Raw genomic sequence first — 2,779 nt, 5'->3', positions numbered from 1 at the left:
GTGGTGGGGCCGCGCATCACGGCGGCCTCCTCCAGCGATCCGAACAGGCCGGCGCCGACCCCCGCCAGCATCGCAGCGCCGAGCGCGGTCGTCTCGGCGAAGTGCGGCCGCTCGACCTCGAGGGCGAGCATGTCGGCCAGATCCTGCGCCATCCAGTCATTGGCGACCATGCCGCCATCGATCCGCAGGCGATGCCAATCCTGGCCATCGGCGGCAAAGGCGGTTTTCAGGTCGTGCGCCTGATGCGCCATCGCTTCGAGTGCTGCGCGAACGACATGCGGCTTGCCGGTGGCGAAGCTGAGGCCGGAGATGGCGGCGCGGGCGTCGGGCTCCCACCAGGGGGCGCCGAGGCCGCTGAGGGCGGGGACGACATAGACGCCCGCGCTGTCGGGCACGCTGCGGGCGAGGGCATCGGTCTCGGCGGCGTCGCGGATGAGGCCGAGCGAGTCGCGCAGCCACTGGATCAGGCTGCCCGCGACGAACACCGATCCTTCGAGCGCATAGCTGCGCGCCCCGTCGATCTGCCATGCGATGGTGGAGAGCAGGCGATGGTCGGAGGTGCAGGCGCGGGTGCCGGTGACGGAGAGGATAAAGGCACCGGTGCCGAAGGTCGCCTTGGTCTCGCCAGGCTTCAGGCAGGCCTGGCCGATCGTCGCCGCCTGCTGGTCGCCGGCCAGGCCGGTGATCGGGATGGCGCCGCCAAAGGCGCTGGTGGTGCCAAAGCGACCGGCACAATCGGTGATCTCGGGCAGGGCGGCCAGCGGCACATCGAACAGCGCCGCCAGATCGTCGTCCCACCCGCCGCCGGGCGCGGTGTTCATCAATGCGGTGCGGCTGGCATTGCTGGCATCGGTGATGTGAAGGCCGCCGGTGAGCTTCCACACCAGCCAGCTCTCGACGGTGCCGATCGCCAGCCGGTCCCCCGCTTCGGCAAGCTGCGGCCAGTGACGCAGCGCCCAGCCGATCTTGGAGGCGGAGAAATAGGGATCGAGGATCAGCCCGGAGCGCGACTGGACGAGCGGTTCGTGGCCGGCGTCGCGCAGGCGCCGGCAGTCGGCCGCGGTGCGGCGGTCCTGCCAGACGATGGCGGGGGCGAGCGGCTCGCCGGTCACCTTGTCCCAAAATACGACGGTTTCCCGCTGGTTGGCGATGCCGATCGCGGCGATATGGTCTGCGCCGCCGGCTTGTGCGACCATCGCGGCGGTGACGTTGAGCGAGCGGCGCCAGATTTCGGCGGCGTCATGCTCCACCCAGTGGGGTTGCGGATAATGCTGCGTCAGGGCCGACGCTTCGCTGGCGATGCAGCGACCATCGGCGGTGAACAGCATCGCGCGGGTGGAGGTGGTGCCCTCGTCCAGAACCAGCAGATATTCACGCATCCGCGGTACGGTAGCCGGGATTACTTGGAACAGGAAAGGCGCTAGACCCGGTATCATGCAAGACACCGATCCAGATCAAGCAGCGGATGCCGCGCCGCCCCCGACGCTCCCCATGGGGGACAGTATCCTGGGCGTCCCGACGGGGGTGGATGCGGAGGATGCGGTGCGCATCGCGATGCGGCGCGACCGGCTGCTGGCCGCGCTGACGCTGACGGCAGGGGTCGGCCTAGCGCTGGCGCTGCCCTTTGCGCTGAAGGAAGGTGCGGAGTTCTTCATGCCGCTGACCACCGCGCTGGTGATCGCGGTCGCGCTGGTGCCGGTGCTGGAGTGGCTGGAGCGGCGGCGGGTGCCGTCTCCGCTGGCGTCGATCCTGTGCGTGCTGATCTTCCTGATCGTCGCCAATGTCGCGCTGGCCGCGATCGTGGTGCCGGCGACCGATTTCTTCCGCCTGCTGCCGAGCCGGCTGGGGCGGATCCAGGACAATCTGGCGCCGCTGCTCGACCTGTATTCCAATCTGGAACGCTATGTGAACCGGGCGCTGCGGCAGGTGGCCTCCACGCCGGTGCGCTCGCCCTCCACCCCGGCGGTGGCGCCGCCATCCTCGATCCTGGAGCTGGCGGCGACCTCGGCACCCACGGTGATCGTGCAGTTCCTGTTCGGGGTGCTGGTGGTGTTCTTCTTCCTGTCCGGCTGGACGCGGATGCGGCAGCAGACGATCACGGGGCGAACTAGTTTCGACGGGGCGATGGCGACCGCGCGGGTGATCCAGGACGTTGTGGACGATGTGTCGGCCTATCTGGGGACGATCACCATCATCAACCTGGCGCTGGGCGGTGCGGTGGCGGGCGTGCTGGCGCTGTACGGCATGCCGTACCCGCTGATGTGGGGCGGCATCGTCGCGCTGCTGAACTACATTCCCTATTTCGGGCCGGTGATCGGCGCGATCCTGCTGGCGCTGGGCGGGCTGATGACGTTCGGCGACATCTGGACCGCGCTGGTGCCGCCGGCGATCATGTACGGCATGCATCTGGTGGAGGCGAACGCGATCACGCCGTTCGTGGTGGGGCACCGGCTGACCATCAACCCGATCCTGATCCTGATCTCGCTGAGCTTCTGGGGATGGGTGTGGGGCACGATCGGCGCGCTGCTGGCGGTGCCGCTCCTCATCATCGTGCAGACCATCATCAAGGCCGCAGGCAAGCCCGATATCGCCGGCTTCCTGTTCGAGCATGGCACGCTCGTCCAGCAGCAGCGGGACCGTCGCAAGCCGCCTGCGAAAGAGGCGTGAAAAAGAGGCGTTGACACCTGTCGGGCGCTCGCCTAGTTGGCGCGCCTCGACGCTTTCAGCGGGTGTAGCTCAGTTGGTTAGAGCGCCGGCCTGTCACGCCGGAGGTCGCGGG

At 68.6% G+C, this 2,779-nt stretch carries 2 protein-coding genes; one reads left to right on the top strand and one right to left on the bottom strand.

From position 1 onward, the window contains the following. A partial coding sequence (locus Q0U08_RS19515; protein ID WP_298093441.1) for a glycerol kinase GlpK occupies positions 1 to 1,379 on the bottom strand: 1,379 nt, incomplete at its 3' end. 112 nt (positions 1,380 to 1,491) lie between these two features. Here Q0U08_RS19515 and Q0U08_RS19510 point away from each other — a divergent pair. After that, positions 1,492 to 2,667: an AI-2E family transporter gene (locus Q0U08_RS19510; RefSeq protein WP_298093440.1), complete on the top strand. Its 1,176-nt coding sequence runs from the start codon at positions 1,492 to 1,494 to the stop codon at positions 2,665 to 2,667. Positions 2,668 to 2,779 lie beyond the last annotated feature (112 nt).

Origin of the sequence: uncultured Sphingomonas sp. (assembly GCF_946477935.1) — a bacterium.
In the GTDB taxonomy this organism is placed as follows: Bacteria; Pseudomonadota; Alphaproteobacteria; order Sphingomonadales; family Sphingomonadaceae; genus Sphingomonas.
Note: the sequence above shows the minus strand (reverse complement) of the source record. Positions and strands in the feature narration are given on the sequence as shown.

Coding starts and splice junctions, on each gene's coding strand:
- Q0U08_RS19510 (WP_298093440.1), top strand. CDS start 1,492: ATGGGGGACAGTATCCTGGGCGTCCCGACGGGGGTGGATGCGGAGGAT.